Source organism: Microbacterium sp. GbtcB4, assembly GCF_019091465.1.
GTDB classification, from domain to species: Bacteria; Actinomycetota; Actinomycetes; order Actinomycetales; family Microbacteriaceae; genus Microbacterium; species Microbacterium paraoxydans.
The window spans coordinates 1-233 of record NZ_JAGXJJ010000646.1 but is presented as its reverse complement, the minus strand read 5'-3'; the positions used below and the strand labels follow the sequence as shown (position 1 = coordinate 233).

Annotated in this window: 1 protein-coding gene; it reads right to left on the bottom strand. The window is 73.8% G+C overall.

Annotated features, from left to right (window positions below; genetic code table 11):
- A partial coding sequence (locus KVS71_RS19110; RefSeq protein WP_217585317.1) for a hypothetical protein occupies positions 1–233 on the bottom strand: 233 nt, incomplete at both ends.

The window sequence follows — 233 nt, the reverse complement described above, 5'->3', positions numbered from 1 at the left end:
GACAGGGCGGTGGTCGCCGGGGAGCGCCTCGTCGGAGGCCAGCGTGGGATTCACCCGGGTATCCGCGCGGGAGGGTGACGCGCGACGGATGCCGAGGTCGAAGGTGCGCGGCGTCCCTGTCGGCACCTGCACCGGGCCCTCTGGCGTCTCGGTCCACTCCGTGTCCGCCCACACGCCCACCGCGAGACGGAGGTTGGCGCGAGGGTCGTGGTCCTCGAACAGCGCCGCGTCCT